The 20971-nt window shown below is 34.2% G+C and carries 19 protein-coding genes and 2 tRNA genes; 11 read left to right on the top strand and 10 right to left on the bottom strand.

What is annotated here, in order from left to right:
• Nucleotides 1-155 precede the first annotated feature (155 nt).
• From RB619_RS07945 to RB619_RS07935, 3 genes are all read left to right on the top strand, one after another.
• Nucleotides 156-980: a universal stress protein gene (locus tag RB619_RS07945; RefSeq protein ID WP_308096134.1), complete on the top strand. Its 825-nt coding sequence runs from the start codon at nt 156-158 to the stop codon at nt 978-980.
• A gap of 173 nt (nt 981-1153) precedes the next feature.
• Nucleotides 1154-2575 (top strand): aldehyde dehydrogenase family protein, encoded by a 1422-nt coding sequence (locus RB619_RS07940; RefSeq protein WP_308096132.1) that lies wholly within the window; start codon nt 1154-1156, stop codon nt 2573-2575.
• 63 nt (nt 2576-2638) lie between these two features.
• A complete protein-coding gene (locus RB619_RS07935; RefSeq protein WP_308096130.1) occupies nt 2639-3445 on the top strand; it encodes an AraC family transcriptional regulator in 807 nt (268 codons plus the stop codon).
• 176 nt (nt 3446-3621) lie between these two features.
• Here RB619_RS07935 and RB619_RS07930 read toward each other — a convergent pair.
• Nucleotides 3622-3692, bottom strand: a tRNA-Gln gene (locus tag RB619_RS07930).
• 110 nt (nt 3693-3802) lie between these two features.
• A tRNA-Gln gene (locus RB619_RS07925) sits at nt 3803-3873 on the bottom strand.
• 245 nt (nt 3874-4118) lie between these two features.
• On the opposite strand from RB619_RS07925, the gene RB619_RS07920 reads away from it, so the two are divergent.
• Both RB619_RS07920 and RB619_RS07915 read left to right on the top strand, forming a co-directional pair.
• Entirely contained in the window at nt 4119-7400 is a 3282-nt protein-coding gene (locus tag RB619_RS07920; protein ID WP_308096128.1) for a DUF2723 domain-containing protein, read from the top strand.
• Nucleotides 7401-7496: 96 nt separating this feature from the next.
• Nucleotides 7497-8135 (top strand): polysaccharide deacetylase family protein, encoded by a 639-nt coding sequence (locus tag RB619_RS07915; protein ID WP_308096127.1) that lies wholly within the window; start codon nt 7497-7499, stop codon nt 8133-8135.
• Nucleotides 8136-8161: 26 nt separating this feature from the next.
• Here the strand turns inward: RB619_RS07915 and RB619_RS07910 are convergent, their stop codons facing one another.
• From RB619_RS07910 to RB619_RS07880, 7 genes are all read right to left on the bottom strand, one after another.
• A complete protein-coding gene (locus RB619_RS07910; RefSeq protein ID WP_264552321.1) occupies nt 8162-8467 on the bottom strand; it encodes a co-chaperone YbbN in 306 nt (101 codons plus the stop codon).
• Between the two features lie 73 nt (nt 8468-8540).
• The gene (locus RB619_RS07905) at nt 8541-9776 is read right to left on the bottom strand and encodes a metallophosphoesterase (RefSeq protein WP_308096124.1); all 1236 of its coding nucleotides are present in this window, start codon (nt 9774-9776) and stop codon (nt 8541-8543) included.
• Nucleotides 9777-9955: 179 nt separating this feature from the next.
• Nucleotides 9956-10141, bottom strand: a complete 186-nt coding sequence (locus tag RB619_RS07900) for a hypothetical protein (RefSeq protein ID WP_308096122.1) — start codon at nt 10139-10141, stop codon at nt 9956-9958.
• Nucleotides 10142-10243: 102 nt separating this feature from the next.
• Nucleotides 10244-11581 (bottom strand): HAMP domain-containing sensor histidine kinase, encoded by a 1338-nt coding sequence (locus tag RB619_RS07895; protein ID WP_308096120.1) that lies wholly within the window; start codon nt 11579-11581, stop codon nt 10244-10246.
• Nucleotides 11582-11593: 12 nt separating this feature from the next.
• Entirely contained in the window at nt 11594-12268 is a 675-nt protein-coding gene (locus RB619_RS07890; protein WP_308096118.1) for a response regulator transcription factor, read from the bottom strand.
• 187 nt (nt 12269-12455) lie between these two features.
• Nucleotides 12456-12650, bottom strand: a complete 195-nt coding sequence (locus RB619_RS07885; RefSeq protein WP_308096116.1) for a hypothetical protein — start codon at nt 12648-12650, stop codon at nt 12456-12458.
• A 47-nt stretch (nt 12651-12697) separates the two neighbouring features.
• Nucleotides 12698-12895 (bottom strand): hypothetical protein, encoded by a 198-nt coding sequence (locus tag RB619_RS07880; RefSeq protein ID WP_308096114.1) that lies wholly within the window; start codon nt 12893-12895, stop codon nt 12698-12700.
• 316 nt (nt 12896-13211) lie between these two features.
• Here RB619_RS07880 and polA point away from each other — a divergent pair, with 316 nt between their 5' ends.
• Nucleotides 13212-16052 (top strand): DNA polymerase I, encoded by a 2841-nt coding sequence (gene polA, locus RB619_RS07875; RefSeq protein ID WP_308096112.1) that lies wholly within the window; start codon nt 13212-13214, stop codon nt 16050-16052.
• A 126-nt stretch (nt 16053-16178) separates the two neighbouring features.
• On the opposite strand, the gene RB619_RS07870 is transcribed toward polA, so the two are convergent.
• Nucleotides 16179-17207, bottom strand: coding sequence for a LacI family DNA-binding transcriptional regulator (locus RB619_RS07870; protein WP_308096110.1), 1029 nt, complete (start codon nt 17205-17207; stop codon nt 16179-16181).
• Nucleotides 17208-17402: 195 nt separating this feature from the next.
• Here RB619_RS07870 and RB619_RS07865 point away from each other — a divergent pair, with 195 nt between their 5' ends.
• The 5 genes from RB619_RS07865 to rpsB all read left to right on the top strand — a co-directional run bounded on the left by RB619_RS07865 (nt 17403) and on the right by rpsB (nt 20961).
• Nucleotides 17403-18149, top strand: a complete 747-nt coding sequence (locus RB619_RS07865; RefSeq protein WP_308096108.1) for a ferritin-like domain-containing protein — start codon at nt 17403-17405, stop codon at nt 18147-18149.
• A 26-nt stretch (nt 18150-18175) separates the two neighbouring features.
• On the top strand, nt 18176-18988 hold the full coding sequence (locus RB619_RS07860) for a ferritin-like domain-containing protein (RefSeq protein WP_308096106.1): 813 nt from the start codon (nt 18176-18178) through the stop codon (nt 18986-18988).
• 193 nt (nt 18989-19181) lie between these two features.
• Nucleotides 19182-19637: a 50S ribosomal protein L13 gene (gene rplM / locus RB619_RS07855; RefSeq protein WP_133526449.1), complete on the top strand. Its 456-nt coding sequence runs from the start codon at nt 19182-19184 to the stop codon at nt 19635-19637.
• Entirely contained in the window at nt 19637-20023 is a 387-nt protein-coding gene (gene rpsI, locus RB619_RS07850; RefSeq protein WP_308096102.1) for a 30S ribosomal protein S9, read from the top strand. The genes rplM and rpsI overlap by 1 nt, the downstream gene beginning before the upstream one ends.
• 173 nt (nt 20024-20196) lie before the next feature.
• Nucleotides 20197-20961, top strand: coding sequence for a 30S ribosomal protein S2 (gene rpsB, locus RB619_RS07845; protein WP_035645329.1), 765 nt, complete (start codon nt 20197-20199; stop codon nt 20959-20961).
• Nucleotides 20962-20971 lie beyond the last annotated feature (10 nt).

The following is a 20971-nucleotide window of genomic DNA, read 5'->3' as shown; positions in this document are numbered from 1 at the left end:
ACTTAGTCCCCTCATTATTTAGATTTTAATAAATAACGATGCAAATATAGTGATTTTTTTATAAATCAAATAAAATTGATTGCTCTAAAAATATTTCTTATCTTTATAGGAGCATTAAAATAACAGATTACCCAAATAATTTAACCTAAAAAATTATGAAACGAATTCTAGTTCCTACTGATTTTTCAGAACATGCTGAAGATGCCCTAAAAGTTGCCGCACAAATTGCTAAAAAAAATGATTCGGAAATTATCATTTTACACATGCTAGAATTGCCGCACCAAATGAATGACGCCATACTTGGCGGCGCAAGCATCCCCGAAACCATGCTTTTTATGAAAAAAGCAAATGAAATGCTTGACGAAATATCATCAAAACCTTATCTGGACGGAATTTCTGTGACTGAAATTGTAAAAATGGACAAACCAATTCACGGAATCAAACAAGTAAGCCAAGATTACGAGGTTGATTTAATCATTATGGGATCACATGGGTCATCTGGCGTTGAGGAACTTTTAATTGGCTCTAACACTGAAAAAGTAGTTCGGAATTCTGAAATCCCTGTTTTGGTAATCAAAAAAGATATTTCAAATTTTAAAGTAGACGATATTGTTTTCGCTTCTGATTTCTCTGAAGAAACAAAAGTACCGTTTGGGAAACTGCTGAATTTTGTCAAATTCTTTGATTCAAAAATTCACCTTGTCACAATCTGCACACCAAATAGCTTCAAGCCAACGCACGTTATCCAAAAAGCGATGAACGAATTTGTAACACAGTTTAACATTACCAACTACTCAACTCACATCTATAACGACACTAATATTGAGAAAGGCATTATTAACTTTTCTAACAGCATAAATGCAGACATCATTGGAATGTGCACACATGGCCGAACTGGCTTTGCGCATTTTTTCAACGGAAGCATCAGCGAAGGCTTAGTAAATCACGCTGTAAGACCCGTAATTACTTTAAAGATTTAAACAAATCAATATTTGATTTTACGAAAATCGTCTTTCATTTGGAAGGCGATTTTTTTTATTAATTCAAATTTAAAAATGAGCCTTACAACAAAGTTAAATTGAGCCTTACAACAAAGTCAGACCTCTTCTTTATCCTGAAATTTGTCAAATAAAAATTCATTAAACCATACAACATGAAAACAATAGACAAAATTTACATTAATGGAGAATTTGTTTCACCAAAAGGAACAGAATATTTTGACCTCATAAGCCCAACCACAAATGAAAAGCTGGGAAAAGTTCGTTTAGGAAATACCGAAGACACTCAAAACGCAATTGAAGCAGCAAAAAAAGCTTTCAAAACTTTTTCTAAATCTTCTATTTCAGAAAGAATCCAATATCTAAAAAACATCAAAAATTCAGTTGAAAAGAGAAAAACAGACTTCATAAATATAATGATTGAAGAATACGGAGGCACTTTTCAATTTGCATCCATAAGTCACGAATACATGCTAAAAGGATTTGATTCTGCAATCAATTTATTGGATTCTTACAATTTTACTAAAACCATGGGAGAATCTGAAGTTCAAATGGCTCCAATTGGCGTTGTCGGAATTATTATTCCATGGAATTCAAGCAACGGTTTTATTAGTAGCAAATTATCAACAGCAATAGCAGCGGGATGTACAACCGTCATCAAACCGAGCGAAATGAGCGCTCAGCAAACTCAACTAATGCTCGAATGCTTGCATGACGCACAACTCCCAAAGGGTCTTGTAAATATAGTAAACGGGCTAGGCGAAATAGTTGGCGCTGAAATAAGCCGTAATCCTGACATCGCAAAAATTTCTTTTACTGGCTCGACAACCATCGGAAAAATTATTGCAAAAGAAGCTGTTGATACAATGAAACGTGTGACTCTAGAACTTGGAGGAAAATCACCAAATATTATTTTAGATGACGCTGATTTTTCAAAAGCAATTCCGCTAGCCGTAAGTGCTGCATTCATGAACAATGGACAAGCTTGCATAGCCGGAACAAGATTATTGATTCCTGAAAGCAAATTAGAAGAAACCAAAACTCTAATTAAAGAAATCATTCCAAACATAATTGTTGGAGATCCTAAAAACCCAAATACCGTAGTCGGGCCAATGGTGAGCACGAAACAATTTAATCGTGTTCAAGATTACATTCAAATCGGAATTAACGAAGGCGCTGAAGTTTTAATCGGCGGACTTGGAAAACCTGAAGATTTAGAAAACGGAAATTTTGTAAAACCAACCGTTTTCGTACATGCAAATAATCAAATGCGTATTGCAAGAGAAGAAATATTTGGCCCCGTATTAACCATCATCACCTACCAAACAGATGAAGAAGCAGTTGAAATCGCCAACGACACAACTTACGGATTACAAGCTTATGTAAGCTCATCAAACAACGAAAGAGCCCACGATATTGCTTCACAACTTAACGCTGGACGCGTTCAAATAAACGGAATTGGACACGACCCACTGGCTCCTTTTGGCGGATTTAAACAATCAGGAATTGGTCGAGAATTTGGAACAATTGGACTTGAAGCTTATTTAGAACCAAGAGCACTGATTCAATCAAAATAATCTTTTAAGATCTGGGCTTCTTTTCACAAAAAGAATTTCCAGATCTTTTAGTAATTTTACGATATGGCAACAAAAGCAAATCCAAAACCAAAAATACTCTATTCCTGCTATTATGCACGCAGCCGAGAAGGAGAACATTTTATTCCTGAACATGTTTTTAGCTATCAAATTTCAGGAGAAATGACAGCTTCAGACAGCAAAAACACCTATCATACAAAAGCCGGAGATTTTCGTTTCAGCAAAAGAAATCATTTGGCAAAATTCACTAAGATTCCGCCAGAAAACGGAGAATTCAAAACAATATCTCTCTTTTTAGATCAGGAAATTCTTCGTGAAATAAGTAAAGAATATAATTATAAAGTCAACAAAAAAGCAGATTCAGAAGCCATGATTATGTTAGCTCCAAATCCGCTTTACAAATCATTCATGGAATCTTTAATATCGTATCTTGAAGTTGAACAAGAAAACAATGAAGCTTTATTTAATTTAAAAATCAAAGAAGCCGTTCATCTTTTATTAAAAGTAAATCCAGAACTAAAGGACATTTTATTTGATTTTAACGAACCTGGAAAAATTGACATTGAAGCTTTCATGAACAAAAACTTCCATTTTAATGTTCATCTGCATCGTTTTGCTTATCTCACAGGACGAAGTTTAGCAACATTCAAAAGGGATTTTCAGAAAACATTTCAGCAGACACCAGGAAAATGGTTGCTGAACAAAAGACTTCAGGAAGCTTACTATTTAATAAGTCAAGGTAATCCGCCATCAGAAGTTTATATCGGGGTTGGCTTTGAAGATTTATCTCATTTTTCCTTTTCTTTTAAAAAGAAATTCGGCATAGTTCCTTCTTCTTTGAGCCAAAAATAAACCTCCCGTAGTTGAAACCGCGGACTATATTTAAAACACGAAAACACTATTCAAAAACATCTTTGCGTTCTTTGCGCATACTCTAGTGCGTTTTTCGGCTAAAAAAAGGCATCCACAAAAAAAGCACATTGATTTTACAGCATAAAAAAAGCCTCTCATTTCTGAGAGGCTTTGTGTTGGTCTACTAGGACTCGAACCTAGAAAGACGGCACCAAAAACCGTAGTGTTACCATTACACCATAGACCAGCAGTGCTGTTAAGCGGGTGCAAAATTAGAACTTTATTTAGTTTATGCAAATTTTAAACAAAACTTTTTTGCATAAAAAAAAGCCTCTCATTTCTGAGAGGCTTTTTATGTTGGTCTACTAGGACTCGAACCTAGAAAGACGGCACCAAAAACCGTAGTGTTACCATTACACCATAGACCAGCAGTGCGATTAAGCGAGTGCAAATTTAAGGCTTTATTTAGTTTGTGCAAACTTTTTAACTAAAAAAAATCATTTTTTTAGTTTTTTTTCACTCAAGAATCCCACACAGCAACAGAAACTCCTCACATACAACATTTTACTTTCCGAAGATAGTTTTATAGAATTTTTTGTTAATGCTCGTTTCTTTACATAAAAAAACATTTTCTTTGTAGGATAGAAAACATACAAAATTTTAACACCTAAATATGGCACAATTCAATTTCAATAAATGGAATACAATTATTGGTTGGTTTGCATTTGCAATCGCTTTAATTACCTACACTTTAACTGTCGAACCTACCATGAGCTTTTGGGATTGTGGCGAATATATTGCCACAGCAGCTAAACTAGAAGTTGGCCACCCTCCAGGAGCACCTTTATTCCAAATGATGGGAGCCTTTTTTGCCATGTTTGCTATAGATGCGCAACATGTGGCTGTGATGGTAAATATGATGTCTGTTTTTTCTAGCGCATTTACAATTTTATTTATGTTTTGGTCTTCGTCTATGATCTTAAAAAAGATTGTAGCTCGTTTTGCCGAAATTGATCAAAATAATTCAATTGTTATTTTAGGAAGCTCATTTGTTGGAGCACTTGCTTATACTTTCTCTGACAGTTTTTGGTTTAATGCAGTCGAAGCCGAAGTTTATGCGATGGCTTCACTTTTAATTGCATTGCTTTTCTGGCTTGGTCTTCGTTGGGAACAAGATATGGACAAACCAAAAGGAAACAAATGGCTTTTAATTATTTCATTAGTTATTGGACTTTCATTTGGTGTTCACTTTATGGCCCTGTTGACAATTCCGTCTATTGGTTTTCTATACTATTTTAAACATTACGAAAAAGTTACAATCAAAAACTTCCTTATTGCAAATGTGGTTGTAATTGGAATCTTGTTGTTCATTTTCAAATTATTACTGCCGTTAACCATGGCATTCTTCGGAAAAACTGAAATATATATGGTTAACAGCTTAGGACTTCCTTTTAACTCAGGAACTATTTTTGTTGCCCTGCTTTTTATAGCTTTCTTTTATTTTGGCTTAAAATACACGAAACAAAAAGGTTTGATTTTTTACAACACTATTATTCTTTGTATTTTATTTATCCTAATTGGTTTCTCTACTTGGATGATGCTTCCTGTTCGTGCTAATGCAAATACAGTAATCAACGAAAACAAACCATCAGATGCTATTGAGGTTCTTGCTTATTACAATCGTGAACAATATGGCGTAAATCCTTTGTTTTATGGACCACAGTATACTGAATATTTTGCTGGTCTTGATGAAAAAACTCCTTATTTAGACAAAAAACCAAACTACGAAAGAGATTATAAAACGGGTAAATATATCATTACCAACAATTATAAAAACGCAGATCAAAATTCTGATGACAATCAAAAAACGATTCTGCCAAGAATGTGGAGTACCGAAATGGCACACATTCAAAATTACATCAACTTCACAAATCCGCCTAAATTCAAAATCAACCCTAATTATAATTATGAAGATGATTTAGCTAAATACGGAATTGATGCAAGCCAATTAAGTGAAGACGAATACAATAAAGCTACTGCGCAATTACGAAATGAAGTTGAAAAAACAGTTTCGGAGTTCAGAAAAGCATTTGCTCAAAAACAAATTGATAACGAAGGTTATATTAAATTCTTAAAAAGCTACGGAGACTATTTAATTATTGAAAAACCAACAACTGCTGACAACTTCAGCTTTATGTTCGAATATCAATTTGGATATATGTACTGGAGATATTTAATGTGGAATTTTGTTGGGCGCCAAAGCGATGTTCAAGGAAAATACGACAATTTAGATGGAAACTGGATCAGCGGTATTAAAGCACTCGACTCTGTGCATTTAGGCTCTCAAGACAATTTACCTTCGGATGTTTTAAATAACAAAGGGCGAAATGTCTATTATTTCCTTCCTTTTATTTTAGGTCTTATCGGAATTATGTACCATGCAAATAAAGACCTTAAAAGCTTTTATGTGCTTCTAGCTTTGTTTTTATTTACCGGAATTGCCTTAAAAATCTATTTGAACGAAAGACCGTTTGAACCTCGTGAAAGAGATTATGCTCTTGTAGGATCATTTTATGTTTTTGCGATCTGGATAGGCTTTGGAGTTTATTCTTTATACGAAAGCATTCAAAAATATATTGCACCAAAAATTGCTGGACCAGTAATTATTGCCGCAACTTTATTGGCAGCTCCTGTATTAATGGCGTCTCAAAACTGGGATGACCACGACAGATCTGGCAGATATACTGCTGTTGCTATGGCAAAAGCATATTTAAGCTCTTGTGATAAAGACGCAATTCTATTCACGATTGGTGATAACGACACATTCCCATTATGGTATGCACAGGAAATTGAGCATTTTAGAACCGATGTTAAAATCGTAAATACAAGCTTATTTATGACAGATTGGTATATTGACCAAATGAAAGCGAAAGCTTATGAATCTGATCCATTGCCAATATCATTCACGCACGATGACTATGTGGGAGATAAATTAGATTATGTAGCTTATATTCAAAAAATTGACACCAGATGGAATATTAATGATTTTATCGATTTTATTAAAAATCCAAAATCAACTGTTGGTCTTCAAAACGGACAAACAATTCATTTCTATCCAACAAATAAAATAAGAGTTCCTGTTGATAAAAATGCAATTATCAAGAACAAAGTCGTAAATCCAAAATACAACGATTCAATCGTACCTTATTTAGATATCGACATTAAAGGAAGCGCGATATACAAAAACCGCTTAATGATGCTTGATATTTTAGCTAACAACAATTGGAAGCGTCCAATTTATTTTAGTGGAGGTGCTTTTGATGATGAAGATTATTTATGGCTGAAAGACTATCTGCAATTAGACGGAATGGTATACAAATTAGTTCCTATTAGAAACGTTCCGTCAAAAGATGGCGGACCAATGGATATGGGGCAAATTGATGCTGATAAAATGTACGATATTGTAATGAAATGGGATTGGGGCAACAGTGAAAGTGATAAAATTTATCATGATCCTGAAACCAGAAGAAACAGTATTACTTACCGTACCAACTTATCTCGTTTAATGGATCAGCTTATTGCTGAAGGAAAAATTGACAAAGCTAAAAATGTAATCAATTTAGCAATGACAAAACTGCCGTTAGATAAATTTGGCTATTATTCATTAGTAGAACCTTTTACAAACGGATATTACAAAGTAGGAGAAACTGCAAAAGCGCAAGACTTGCTTAATAAATTGGTTAAAAAATACAACGAAAACCTAAATTATTACGCAACATTGCCTCCAGGTGACCAGACTGATCTTGCAATGGATATTATTACTGATATCGAACGCTACAGAAGTCTTTTACAAGTGATGAGCCGTAATAACGATAAAGCGTTCTACGAAAAACACAAAAAGACTTTTAATACATACGTTAATGTATTCGAACGTTTTGGACGTGAAAAAGAATAATAATATACGAAAAATATACTGATTAAAAAAATGCAGTGCTGTTAGATAAATAGCACTGCATTTTTTAATTTTACAGTATCTGTAAATCCATTCAAAATGAGCTTTTATTGGGTCAAAACAAATTCATTTATAAAAACGGTGTTTTCTAAGTATTGTTGGGATATTCCAAACAAGGAAAAGAAAATATACCTCACCTTTGATGACGGCCCTACCCCAGAAGTGACAGAATGGGTTTTAACTGAATTGAAAAAATTTGATGCAAAAGCCACTTTCTTCTGCATTGGAAAAAACATCAATGCAAACACCACTTTGTTTGAAAGGTTAATTGCCGAAGGACATGCTATTGGTAACCATACCATGAATCATATTAACGGCTGGAAAAGCCAGACTAATGACTACATTGAAAACGTAAAAAACTGTGCTTCGATTTTAGCCAATGAAAAAAGACTAAACAGTTTATTATTTCGTCCGCCGTATGGAAAAATCAAAAAAGCGCAGTCTAAAATTTTGCGAAACCTTGGTTATAAAATCGTAATGTGGGATGTTTTAAGCGCCGACTTTGACCAATCGATTACGCCTGAGAAATGTCTTGAAAACGTTACTAAAAATGTAACTTCAGGAAGTGTAATTGTTTTTCATGACAGTATAAAAGCATCGCAAAATTTGAAATTTGCTTTACCTAAAACTTTACATTTTTTAAAAGAAAACGGGTATGCTTTTGACATTATTCATTAAGAAACAACATCAATAAAAAAGCTTTATTACTGATTATTAAATTGCTCTTGAACAATTCCTATAATTGTATTGGCATCAAGCTCGCCTGACTGCCTCCAGATCATTTGTCCTTCTTTATAAATCATAAGAGTCGGAAGACCCTTAATACGAAGAGCCTCAGCCAGTTCTTGATTCTTATCTACATCAATTTTGATTACTTTGGCCTTATCGCCAAGTGCAGCCGCAACATCCTTAATTACCGGATGCATAGAAACTGAAGATTCGTTCCAATCTGTGTAAAAGTCAATCAACACAGGGACTTGAGCATTTATTAGTTCTCCAAATTTTGACATAAAACCAAAAATTTAAATTTTTTAATTTACTACATCGAGGCAAATATTCTACAAATGTAGCATTTTTAACGAATTAAGCCACATTGTTGCCTTTTTTTAGTTCTATCACTGTTATTTCAGGCATGATCCCAACTCGGCCTGGATAGGCATGAAAACCAAATCCTCGGTTAACATAAACGTATCTTCCGGCAGTTTCGTACAAGCCAGCCCACTGTTTGTAGATATATTGTGCAAGGCTCCATTTAAAATAACCCGGTATTTCGATTCCAAACTGCATACCATGTGTATGGCCAGCAAGCGTTAAATGAAAATTCTTAGGATGATCTTTAATTTCAGCATCCCAATGACTTGGGTCGTGGCTCATTAAAACTTTAAAATCTTCTTTGGCTACATTCTCTGAAGCCTTATTTAAATCTCCGGCTTTCTTAAAATTAACACCCCAATTTTCTACTCCAATCAATGCTATTTTGTCCTCGCCTTTTTGAATATAAGTATGTTCGTTCAGCATTAGCTTAAAGCCAATTTGACCGTAAAGCTTTTTGATTTCCTGAAAATTCTCTTCTTTCTGTTTCTCAGACGGCCATGTTACATATTCACCATAATCGTGATTTCCTAAAACCGAAAATTTACCGTATTTATAATCTTTGATTCTGCTAAAAGTCTCTAACCACGGATGCATTTCTTTTGCATGTGTATTTACAATATCTCCTGTAAACAAAATCATATCTGCATCTTGCTGATTTATCAAATCAATCGCATAATTTATCTTTTCTGGATTATCAAAACTTCCACTATGAACGTCTGAAATTTGAGTAATTCTAAAACCATCAAAAGCATCTGGAAGATCTGGAAAAAAGACAGTTTGCTTGATTACTTTAAAATTATATTTCCCTTCAAAAATTCCATAAATCAAAGACAAAAACGGGACTGCAGCCAGGCCCAAAGCAATTTGGCTGATAAACTTTCTTCTGTCCGGCATCATCTCTTTTCTTGGAGTATTATAAATGAAATAATTCAAGATACTTGCTCCTATTCTAAAAATATCTTCACCAAACATAATTAGCGTCAATACGATTTTTGGAACATAAATCAGCAACATCAAACCTGTGGTAAACATAAATTGTCTTGTTTGCCCAACAGATCGATCAACCTGAGAAAAGGAATATATGATAAAAGCTAAAAGCAGCGCGCTTATAATCTGGTAACTTATCAAAACCCATCTTACTTTAATAAGAGTTCGAAAGGCTTGGTAGGAATAAAATTCAATAAGCAGAAAAAGGGCACAAAGAATTACAAAACGAAGGATCATTATTTACAGTTTTAAGCAAAGTAACAAAGAATGAAAATTTTATTGCTTTTTATTATCAAAAATTTAACTCAAAATAAAGAACAAAAAGCTGGCAGATTTCTCTACCAGCTTTTTCTCTACCAAATTTTTTAAAACCTTTTATAAACCAAAACAACGTTTGCTGAGCAAACTTGTGTCTTTTATTTTTGAGCTTTTGCAACTTCTGGCTTAGCAGCCTCTGCTTTTTTAGCTTTTTTATCAGCTTTTTTGTCTTTTTTAGGAGCTTTAGCTTCTTTTGCTGGAGCGGTTTGAGCTGGAGTTGTTTGAGCGTTTACCATTGCTACTGTTCCTAGAACAGCTACTGCTAACATTACTATTTTTTTCATAATTTAATTTTTTGCTGATTATTGTTTCATTATTATACTTCAAAGATAGAATCACCAAATGAAGATTAAATGAAGTTTGAGCAACTCAGAAAAAATTAACTTTTAATTATGTTTTGAAGCTTCTGGAAGCAATAATGTAAAGGTTGTTCCTTCATTTATTTTTGAAACAACTTTGATTTCGATATGATGAAAAGACGCAATACTTTCAGCAATAGCAAGCCCTAAACCCTGCCCGTCTTGATCTGAACTGATTCTGGCAAACCTGTTGAATATTTTTTCAAGATGTGCTTCGCTCATTCCAAGTCCGGAATCTGCGATTGAAATAAAATAACGCCCATTTTCAAAACCATCTTCAATGCTGATATTTCCTTTTGGGCGATTGTATTTTATGGCATTGGTCACCAAATTATAAATCAAAATATGAATTAGCGTTTTATTTCCCGTAAAAGTATAATCCTGATTCATATGGTTTACAAATTGAATTTCGCGATCTTCCAAACGATCTTGGAAATCCAATTGCAAATCATTTATTATTTCATGAAAATTTATGCTCTCGTTAGCTTCATACTGATTGTTTTCTATGCGGGAAATCAGCAATAAATTATTTATTATTTTCTTGAGCATATCCAGCGTCTTTAGTGAACCTGCAATTTTATCGACTGCATTATCATCTAAAGATTCGTTTTGAAGCAAATTTTCAAATTTGTTTTTCAGCAACGCAATTGGCGTCAGCAATTCGTGAGAAACATTCGAAATAAATTGTTTTTCTTTTTTGAAAAGTTCTGCAATTCGGTCCATCATTTGATTTAAAACCAAATCCAGTTCTCTAAAATCTCTTGATTTTGCTTTTATTGGCGTGTGATCAAAAGCTTCAGGCTCATTGACACGCCTTATTTTTGTATCGATGATTTTGTAAAAAGGCTTAAGCAGATATTCGATATAAAAAGTATCTGCCAAAAAAGTGACTAATAAAATTACAACAAAGACAATGAGTATGAAAAAACGGATCACAAAAGTCAAATCATTTACCTCACTTAAACTACTTCCTATCTCAAGCTTATACCCTTCTCCTTCATAAGCAAAATAATACTGTAGAATTCGATACTCATTTTCTTCTCCTTCAATTTTTCGGAAATCATTACTAAAAGTGTAAAATTTTTGACGCGGTTTTAAGGGAGCGCGGGATAAAACCAAAAACTCATTATGAAGCATTGAAAATTCTGAAAAAGTCTCAGTTGAATCATCAGGACTTTCTATAAAATCATTGATTTCTTCTCGATTCAAATGTTTAATAAACTTTTCTTTTTTTTCCAGAAGACTATTATTTATATGATGATAAACAACATTTTCGACTAAAATTGGCAACATCAGCCATAAAATCAAAATCACCAACAAGCGTGTCAGTGCATTAAAAATAGCTAATTGGTGTTTTATCTTCACACGTTTATTTTTTTATTCGCTTATGCGATAGCCCACATTTCGAACGGTTTCAAACCAATCTATAGATCTATGTTTATCTAACTTTTTACGGAGATTACGAACATGGACATCGATAAAATTAGAATCAGAATTAACTTCAAGGATATCACCCCAAATATGTTCTGTTAATTGAAGTCTGGTAATAACCCGATTTTTATTCAGAACCAAATACTGAAAAATATCAAACTCTTTTTTAGTCAAACTAAGCGGTACATCATTATAACTGACTTTATAATCCTGAAGTTGAAGCAAAAATCCGTGAATGCTTAAATTATTTAGTGTAAAACCATGCATTCTACGAATCACAGCAAACAATCTTGCACTCAATTCTGTCAACGCAAAAGGTTTCGTCAAATAATCATCGGCACCTAAATGAAGTCCATTTATTCTATCGTCTAACTCACCACGAGCCGTGAGCACAATTACAGCCATTTTTGATTTCGTTTTTCTAACTGCACTCAAAACTTCAAAACCATCTCCGTCCGGCAAACCCAAATCAAGAAGCATTGCATCATAATCATTACTCGCAACTTCTTCAAGAGCATCATTACAAGTATGCGTTATTTTACAGACATAACCTGCGTTGCACAAAAAGTCATAAACTTCTGCCGCAAGTTCTCTATTATCTTCAACAATCAAAATATTCATAAAAACAGCTATTAAGCGCAATTAAATTTAAGCAATTTTAAAAAATCCTGTTACGCATTATTAAAAAATTAACGAATAAAAAAAGCCGACAAATTTCTTCATCAGCCTTTTCCAACCGCATTCTCCATAAACCATTATTTCTGTTTTGTTTCCTCACAATGCATTGAAAACAAATCAAAAACAATCTTTATTTTTTCACATTTGCTGCTTCTGGTTTTGGAGCATCACTTTTTTCTGTTTTTTCTTTTTTACCAGATTTGTGATTATGGTGTTTTGTTGCTTTTACCTCTTTTGCCGATGCAGCCTGAGTTGGTGCAGTTTGAGCATTTACCATTGCACTTGTTCCTAAAATCAATACTGCTACCATCAATAAATTTTTCATAATTTCTAATTTTTAAAATTAATATTTATCCTCTTACGTTTTTTTTCCTATTTTTTTACTTTTGCAGTTTCTGCTTTTGGAGCTTCACTTTTTTCTGATTTTGCTTTTTTATCAGATTTGTGTTTTGGGTGTTTTGTTGCTGTAACTTCTTTTGCAGGAACTGTTTTACCATCTTTTGCAGGAAACGCCTGAACCATTGCGCTTGTTCCTAAAACTGCCACTAATAACATCAATAAATTTCTCATGATTTCTAAGATTTAAAATTAATTACCTTTTATTTTACAGTTCAAAAGTACCTTCGTAAAATGAAGAGAAAATGAAGAATTCTTACAAACTAAATAATTTAACTAGACATTAACGCTTCGAAGTTTTTCCACCATATAAGTTATATAAATTCATTTAAATATTCTGGATCAATAAATATTAGACGCACTGCTGTGCGTCTCTACAGTGTGCGTCCTGATAAAATGAACTTATATAACCTATATGGTAGAAAAAAAATCTTGAGAGTCTAATTTTTAAAATCCCAATTGTTTATTTTTACAGACTAATATTTTTAATATGTCAACTCAAAAACGCCTTTTTCTTCTAGATGCATACGCACTAATTTTTCGTGGTTATTATGCCTTTATAAAAAACCCGAGAATCAACTCAAAAGGAATGGATACATCTGCAATTATGGGTTTTATGAACTCTCTTTTAGATGTTATCAAAAGAGAAAAACCAGATCATTTAGCTGTTGCTTTTGATAAAGGAGGAAGTCATGTAAGAACCGAAATGTTCGTTGAATATAAAGCCAATCGTGATGCAACTCCAGAAGCGATCAAAATTGCTGTTCCATACATTCAGGAATTATTAAGAGCGATGCATATTCCGATTATTGAAATTGAAGGCTGTGAAGCGGATGATTTAATTGGAACAATTGCAAAACAAGCCGAAAAACAAAACTATCAAGTTTTTATGGTGACTCCAGATAAGGATTTTGCACAATTAGTCTCTGAAAATATTTTCATGTACAAACCTGCCAGAATGGGTAACGGAATCGAGATTTGGGGAATTCCTGAAGTTCTTGCAAAATTCGAAATCGAAAGACCAGAACAAGTAATCGATTTTCTTGGAATGATGGGCGACGCTGTAGATAATATTCCGGGATTGCCTGGAGTTGGTGAAGTTACTGCTAAAAAATTCCTGAAAGAATTTGGCACAATGGAAAACCTTTTAGAAAACACGCATTTACTAAAAGGCAAAATGAAAGAAAACATCGAAGCCAATAAAGAAAAGGGAATTTTATCTAAAAAACTAGCAACGATTATTTGCGACTGTGATGTTACTTTCAATGAAGATGACTACGAATTGTCACGTCCAGATATTGAAAAAACAGATGCTATTTTTCAGGAATTGGAATTTAGAAGAATGGCCGAACAATTTGATAATTTATTTAAAACAGACGGAACTCAAACAACTGCACCGGCAGAACCAGATGCCAAATTATACAAAAAGCCACAACCTAAAAATGAAGATCAATTTGATTTGTTTGGAAGCGCTTCCGCAGATGAAGATGCCGAAACGCCAAGAACTTCATTTTATAACACTTTAGAAAATACACCTCACTCCTACCAGACCATTCAGGGTGACTTAGGAATAAAACTGCTTTTACAGAATTTACAAAATCAGACTTCGGTTTGTTTTGATACTGAAACAACAGGAATTGATGCCTTGCATGCTGAACTTGTCGGAATGTCTTTCTCATATGAAAAAGGAAAAGCATTTTATGTTCCGTTTCCGGAAAGTCAGGAAGAAGCAAAAGCTTTAGTTGATAAATTTGTTCCGTTTTTCGAGAATGAAAACATCGAGAAAATTGGACAGAATTTAAAATACGATTTAAAAATTCTTGCCAATTATGGTGTTACCGTAAAAGGAAAACTTTTTGATACGATGATTGCGCATTATTTGATCAATCCAGATATGCGCCATAATATGGATATTTTGGCCGAAACGTATTTGAAATATTCTCCAAAATCTATTGAAACTTTAATTGGCAAAAAAGGAAAAAATCAGATTTCAATGCGAGATGTTCCTTTAGAAGATATTAAAGAATATACCGCTGAAGATGCTGATGTTACGCTTCAATTAAAAGAAATCTTTACAACAGAATTAGACAAAACAGAAACTAAAAAGTTATTTGACGAAATCGAAATTCCATTAGTAAGCGTTTTAGCTGCAATGGAGACTGAAGGAATTCGTTTGGATGTTGATTTTTTAAGTGCCATGTCTAAAGAAATGGATGTCGAAATCAAATCTTTGGAACAGCAGATTTATGAAACTGCCGGCGAGAAATTCAATCTTGCTTCTCCAAAACAATTAGGAGATATTTTATTTGATAAAATGAAGATTGGCGGTGCAAAACAAAAGAAAACCAAAACAGGTCAATATGCAACCGGCGAAGAAGTTTTAACTTATTTAGCCAACGACAATCCAATTGTAAAACAAATTTTAGATTGGCGTCAAATGGTGAAACTGCAAAGCACTTATATTTTAGCTTTACCAGAACAAGTTGACAAAAAGACGCTACGCGTTCATACTGATTATATGCAAACTGTTGCCGCTACAGGTCGTTTGAGTTCGAATAATCCGAACTTGCAGAATATTCCGATTCGTACTGAAAGAGGCCGTCAAATTCGTAAAGCTTTCGTAGCACGTGATGAAAATCATACTTTAATCTCTGCCGATTACTCGCAAATTGAGCTACGAATTATTGCTGCTTTAAGCGGTGAAGAAAATATGATTAAAGCGTTCCAGGACGGTGAAGATATTCACAAAGCAACGGCTGCAAAAGTATTTAATGTTGCTTTAGAAGAAGTTTCACGCGAACAAAGAAGCAACGCCAAAACAGTAAACTTCGGAATTATATATGGTGTTTCTGCTTTCGGTTTGAGTAATCAGACTTCGTTATCAAGAAGCGAAAGTGCCGCTTTGATCGATGCGTATTACAAAACTTATCCAAGACTGAAATCTTACATTTCAGAACAAGTTGAATTTGCTCGCGAAAAAGGTTACGTACAAACTATTTTAGGACGTCGTCGTTATTTAAAAGATATAAATTCGGCAAATGCTGTAGTAAGAAGTGCTGCTGAACGAAATGCTGTAAACGCACCAATTCAAGGAAGCGCTGCTGATGTGATTAAAATTGCAATGATCAACATTCACAAAAAATTACAGGAAGAAAACTGGAAATCTAAAATGTTGCTTCAAGTTCATGATGAGCTTGTGTTCGACGTGCACAACGACGAATTAGAAAAAATCCAGCCTATGATCAAACACGAAATGGAAAATGCTTTTAAAATGGCGGTTCCTTTGGAAGTTGAACTTGGTCTGGGCAAAGATTGGTTAGAAGCGCATTAATAATTTTAGATTTCTTGAATTAAAATATGCATAATCTTGTCATTTCTCCTTCGTCGAAATGACAAAAAACATACAAAAAAAGGACCGTTCTTTCAAACGGTCCTTTTTTTATTACTTATACTTTTTTTATTTAACTTTTCTAGTCGATTCTCTTTCTTTCAAAACCGTCTTAATAACGATTGTTTCATAATCTGAAGTTTCTTCTTCGCTTTCTTCCAATCTTTTGATCAATCTTTTTGCAGCAACTTCACCAATTTCAATTCCGTGCTGGCTTACTGTTGTCAAACTTGGAGACAGACGTCTTGAAGCTAAAATTCCGTCAGCAAAACCAATTATCGAAATATCTTCAGGAACTCTATAACCTTTTTTCAAACTCACTCTTAAAGCCGCAACCGAATCATTTTCATCTAAAGCAAAAATGGCATCCACTTTATTGTCAAAAATGGCATCAATTTTCGATTTCATATCATCTTCAGAATCGGTACGAAGAATAATTTTTTCGTTAACCGGAATATTATTGTCTTTTAAAGCTTTCAAATAACCATCAGCTCTTAATTTTCCAACACTTAAATTATCTACAGAAGAAATAAGCGCGATATTTTTACATCCTAAATTAATTAAATGCTGTGTAGAGTTTAAAGCCGAATCAAAATCATCCACTACCACTTTATCGCAATCAACTTCATCTGCAATTCGGTCAAACATTACAATTGGCGTTCCGTCATTTATAATTTCAGAGAAATGATTATAATCTTGTAGTTTTTGAGCTTCTTCAGAAACCGAAAGAATAAATCCGTCGATCGTTCCGTTGCTCAGCATTTCCAAAGTATGAATTTCTTTTTCTAAAGACTCGTTCGAAATACACGTAATTACATTATATCCTTTCTTATCGGCTACTTTTTCGATACCACTAAACACTTTCGCGAAAAAAGAGTTTAATATATTAGGTATAATTACACCAATCGTTTTGGTTTTGCGATTTTTCAAATTCAGACCAATAACATTCGGCTTATAATTTTTGAGTTTGGCATACTCCTTAATCTTCACCTTCGTTTGCTCACTGATTTCTGGACTGTCATTTAATGCCTTAGACACCGTAGACACAGAAACACCTAGTTCTTTCGCAATTTGTTTAAGAGTTGCTTTAGCTTTCATCTATTAAAATTTTATGTAATTAATACAAATATAGTAGAATTACCTAAAATAAAACAAAAAAGCCCTACCACTATTTAAAATTATAAGCCTTTTTTAAAATAAAATTAAAATAAGGGTGACTTTCTAAAACCGCTCTTACAAAAATCTCGTTAATAACCTAATACATGTTATTAACCTTAATAAAAACCTTTGATTATGAAAAATGAAGTTAAAATTCAGGAAGTTAATCCTTCTCTGGATAGCAGAAGGAGCTTTCTAAAGCTCAGTGGGCTAACATTAGTTACCGCAGGTTTGGTTTTAGCTGGTTGCAGCGACAATGATAATGATAACGATATGCAGGATAGTACCCTGCCAGGCATAAAAAACGGAGTGTTTGATCTGGGTTCTGGAGACTTTGGCGTATTAACATACGCATACGCTCTAGAACAATTAGAAGCCGATTTTTATACGAAAGTAGTAAACGCCTCAAATTTCAACTCTACTTTTAATGATATTGAGCGTCAGGTTTTGACCGATTTATATCATCATGAAGTTATTCACAGAGATTTTTTCAAAGCCGCTTTGACTGGAGCGCTTCCAGATCCAAGCTCACAATTGCTTCCCTCCTTAGCTTTTAACTATGGTTCCATGAATTTTAACAGTCGCAACGAAGTCCTTGCAACTGCAAAAGCGCTTGAAGATACCGGAGTTGCAGCGTACAACGGCGCTGGAAAACTAATTAAAAGTGCCGACTATTTATTATTGGCCGGAAAAATTGTTTCTGTTGAAGCAAGACACGCTTCGGCCATAAGAAGTTTAATCAACCCAAATTCTAAAGATTTTGCTGGTGACGATATTATAAGCACATCAACTGGTTTAGATGCCGCGAAAGATCCTTCTAAAATTCTACCTATTGCTGGAGGATTTATCACTACAAAATTTACTGCCAAATATTTACCTTAATCTTAACGAGCTAAAACTTAGAAATTATGAATATTTTAAAATTTATCGAAACCTTTACTGATGACAGTTTAATGGCTAGAACAGGCTCAAGAAGAGACAGTTTTAATCAGTTTGGAAATATTGGAAGAAATCTCGCGCTGGCCTCAATCCCTTTCGGATTATCTGCAATGGCCAATAAAGCGCTTGCAAAAGATATAACACCAACACCAGCAACTCCAATTGGAGCTTTGCAGTTTGCACTGACTTTAGAATATCTAGAAAACGAATTTTATGCAATGGCTTTAGATTCTGGAGTAATTCCTGCATCAGAAAATGGCGGACGTGATCTAAAAGTTTTTCAACAGATTGCAGATCATGAAGCTGATCACGTAAAATTTTTAATCGCAGGATTAGGCGGTACAATGAGTCCAAATTTTGTTGCAAAACCAACTTTTGACTTTACTGTAGGAGGCGCATTTGATCCTTTTCACGATTATCCAACGTTTTTGGCATTAGCACAAGCTTTTGAAGATACAGGCGTAAGAGCATATAAAGGTCAGGCTGCGAATTTAATTACAACACCAGATTTATTGACTGCCGCATTGCAGATACATTCAGTTGAAGCACGACACGCATCAGAAGTACGACGCTTGCGCGGATTGAAAGGATGGATTTCAAATGCCGAAAGAGGTGCTGGAATGCCAGCTGCAACACAAGCCGTTTATGACGGTGAAGGAGTTACTATGCAAGCGGGCTATAACACTGCCAGTTTATTTGGAGCAGCCGCAGGATCAGAAGCTTACGACGAACCACTGAATACACAGCAAGTAGTTGACATTGCAAATTTATTCATTGTTTAATACAAAAAATTCAAAATATTGAACCACCTTCGCGTTATCGTGAAGGTGTTTTTTTTTTAATGATTTAAATATAAAACTGATGGCCTGATTTTCAGGATATAAAATATTCTTTTCAGGTATTTGGTTTTAAAATAATTAATTGTACTTTTGCATCCCCTTTATTGGGGATGGAATGTTTAATTAAAATAATATTATGGACGCATTAAGCTACAAAACAGTTTCAGCTAGCAAAGCCACTGTAACTAAAGAGTGGATTGTTGTTGACGCTGAAGGTCATAACTTAGGACGTCTTGCTTCAAAGGTTGCAATGATCTTAAGAGGTAAGTACAAGCCAAGTTACACACCGCACGTTGACTGTGGAGATAACGTAATTGTTATCAACTCAGAAAAAATTAACCTTACAGGTACAAAATTGAATGACAAAATTTACATGCGTCATACAGGTTACCCAGGAGGACAAAGAACTTTAACTGCTAAAGTATTGCAATCTAAAAACCCTGCATTATTAGTAGAAAAAGCTGTAAAAGGTATGTTACCTAAAAACAAATTAGGAGCTGAACTTTTTAGAAATCTAAATGTTGTTGTAGGAGCTGAGCACAAACATGGCGCTCAAAAACCTAGAACTGTTAACCTAAATGATCTTAAGTAATGGGAGTTATTCACAAAATCGGTAGAAGAAAAACCGCTGTTGCACGTGTATACGTTTCTGAAGGAACAGGAACTATCACTGTAAACAAAAAAGAATTCGCAACTTACTTTCCAACTGCAACTTTACAATACAAAGTTTTACAACCGCTTTCTATGACAGAAAACGCTAGTAACTTTGACGTAAAAGTAAACGTTTACGGAGGTGGTACAACTGGTCAGGCAGAAGCTGTAAGAATGGCATTAGCACGCGTAATGTGTGAAGTTAACGCTGAAAACAGAGCTATCCTTAAACCAGAAGGTTTATTAACAAGAGACCCAAGAATGGTTGAACGTAAGAAATTCGGTCAGAAGAAAGCTCGTAAGAGATTCCAGTTCTCTAAACGTTAATATTACCTGTCTTGTACATTGGTACAAGACTATCAATTATTTATTGAAATTAAAAAACACAGTTATTGTTGCTCTCCTATCGAGGTAGGAAATAGTTTAGCATCTAAATGTATAAAGCCAGAGAAATCGCCATTTATACATTGCTAATCAACAGAACGTAAACTAGTACAAAAATGGCAAACAAAATAGAAGTAAAAGAATTACTAGAAGCAGGTGTTCACTTCGGACACATGACTAGAAAATGGGATCCAAACATGGCTCCTTACATTTATATGGAGCGTAATGGTATTCACATTATCAATCTATATAAAACTGCAGCTAAAATTGAAGAGGCTAATGAAGCTTTGAAAAAAATTGCTGCATCAGGTAGAAAAATCTTATTCGTAGCTACCAAAAAACAAGCAAAAGACATCGTTGCTGATAAAGCAAAAGCTGCAAACATGCCTTACATCACTGAAAGATGGCCAGGTGGAATGTTGACTAACTTTGTAACAATCAGAAAGGCAGTTAAAAAAATGTCTTCTATTGATAAAATGAAGAAAGATGGTACTTTCATGACGTTATCTAAAAAAGAGCGTTTGCAAGTTGATCGTCTACGTGCTAAATTAGAGAAAAACTTAGGTTCAATTGCTGATATGTCTAGATTACCTGCAGCATTGTTCGTAGTAGATATCAAAGCTGAACACATCGCAATAAAAGAAGCTCAAAAATTAAACATTCCAGTTTTCGCAATGGTTGATACGAATTCTGACCCAAGAGAGGTTGATTACGTGATTCCTGCAAATGATGACGCTTCTAAATCAATTGACAAAATTTTATCTTTAGTAACTACTGCAGTAATCGAAGGTCTTTCTGACAGAGGTGCTGAAAAAGAAGTTGAAGCTGCTGAAGAAGCTCCTGCTGTTGAGGCTGAAGCTGCTCCTGCAACTGAAGAATAAATCAAATTTT

Source organism: Flavobacterium sp. LHD-80, from assembly GCF_030929605.1.
In the GTDB taxonomy this organism is placed as follows: Bacteria; Bacteroidota; Bacteroidia; order Flavobacteriales; family Flavobacteriaceae; genus Flavobacterium.
The sequence above is the reverse complement of the archived record's forward strand: the minus strand, read 5'-3'. Positions and strand labels throughout refer to the sequence as shown.